This window comes from Albidovulum sp. (assembly GCF_049646345.1).
In the GTDB taxonomy this organism is placed as follows: Bacteria; Pseudomonadota; Alphaproteobacteria; order Rhodobacterales; family Rhodobacteraceae; genus Albidovulum.
Window position 1 is genome coordinate 1 of the sequence record NZ_JBARVQ010000578.1, and the last position, 1,646, is coordinate 1,646.

Genomic DNA, 1,646 nt, shown 5'->3' on the forward strand with positions numbered 1-1,646 from the left:
GAACGCCTCTTCGCTCATGCCAATGTCACACCGTCATGGACGAGTTTCCATGTGATCGCATCAAGAAGCGCCTCGAACGAGGCATCGACGATATTGGGACTGACGCCGACGGTTGACCAGCGATGCCCCGCCCCGTCCTCGCTGTCGATAATGACACGGGTGACGGCCTCGGTCCCGCCTTGGGTGATGCGCACCTTGAAATCAACCAGGCGCATATCGTCGATGGCGGCCTGATAGGGGCCAAGATCCTTGGCCAGAGCCTTGGCGAGCGCGTTGACCGGGCCACGGTCGCTGCCGGTCTCATCCATGCTTTCGCTGACCGACAGCTTTTTCTCGCCGCCGATCTTCACCACCACAACCGCTTCGGACAGCGTCACCATCTGATTGCGCTTGTTCTTGCGCCGCTCGACCGTAACGCGGTAGCGCTTGACCTCGAAATAATCAGGCAGAAGGCCAAGCTCTCGCCGGGCCAGAAGTTCGAACGAGGCCTGCGCGCCGTCATAGGCATAGCCCTGATCCTCGCGCTCCTTGATGGTGTCGAGGATGCGGGCCAGTGACGGGTCCTTCGGCGCGACCTCGATCCCGGCCGCGGCAAGGCGCATCCGCAGGTTCGACTGGCCCGCCTGATTGGACATCGGGATGATACGGTCATTACCGACAAGGGTCGGGTCGATATGTTCGTAGGTCGTGGGGTCCTTGAGGATCGCGCTTGCATGCAGCCCTGCCTTGTGGGCAAAGGCCGAGGCGCCGACATAGGCGGCAGAGCGGAGCGGCACGCGATTGAGGATATCGTCGAGCATGCGGCTGGCGCGGGTCAGGGTCCTCAGCGCGTCTTTCGTGACCCCGGTTTCATAGCGGCTGGCATAGGGGGGCTTCAGCAGCAGCGTCGGGATGAGCGCCGTCAGGTTGGCATTGCCGCAGCGTTCGCCGAGGCCGTTCAGCGTGCCCTGAATCTGCCGCGCGCCCGCATCGACGGCGGCAAGACTGCCTGCGACGGCGTTTTCGGTGTCGTTATGGGTGTGGATGCCAAGGTGGGTGCCGGGAATGCCCGCCGCAATGACCTCGGCGGTGATGCGGCCAATCTCGGCGGGCAACGTGCCGCCATTGGTGTCGCATAGGACGATCCAACGCGCCCCGGCCTCATGGGCGGCCTTCAGGCAGGTCAGCGCATAGGTCGGGTTGGCGCGGTAGCCGTCAAAGAAATGTTCGGCATCAAAAAGCGCCTCGCGGCCCTTGGCGACAAGATGGGCGACAGAGGCGGCGATGTTTTCGACATTCTCGTCAAGCGTGAGCCCGAGCGCCGTGGTGACGTGGAAGTCATGGGTCTTGCCGACGAGGCAGACGGCCGGGGTCCCGGCGTTCAGGACGGCGGCCAGCGTATCGTCGTTTTCAGCCGAGCGCCCTGCCCGCTTGGTCATGCCGAAGGCGGTGAAGGTGGCTTTCGTTTCCGGGCGATTGTCGAAGAACTCGCTGTCGGTCGGGTTGGCGCCGGGCCAGCCACCCTCGATATGGTCGATGCCAAGCGCGTCGAGCGTTTCGGCGATCTGACGTTTCTCGGGAACCGAGAACTGAACGCCCTGCGTCTGCTGCCCGTCGCGGAGCGTGGTGTCGTAGAGGTAGAGGCGTTCCCTTGTCATCTGGCGCAC

At 63.7% G+C, this 1,646-nt stretch carries 1 protein-coding gene; it reads right to left on the reverse strand.

Going from position 1 to position 1,646, the window contains the following annotated elements:
- Positions 1-14: 14 nt before the first annotated feature.
- Positions 15-1,637, reverse strand: a complete 1,623-nt coding sequence (cimA, locus tag WBB85_RS15035; protein WP_432639413.1) for a citramalate synthase — start codon at positions 1,635-1,637, stop codon at positions 15-17.
- Positions 1,638-1,646: the final 9 nt, after the last annotated feature.

Excerpts from the sequence above, each read along its gene's own strand:
- cimA (WP_432639413.1), bottom strand. The coding sequence starts at position 1,637 with ATGACAAGGGAACGCCTCTACCTCTACGACACCACGCTCCGCGACGGG.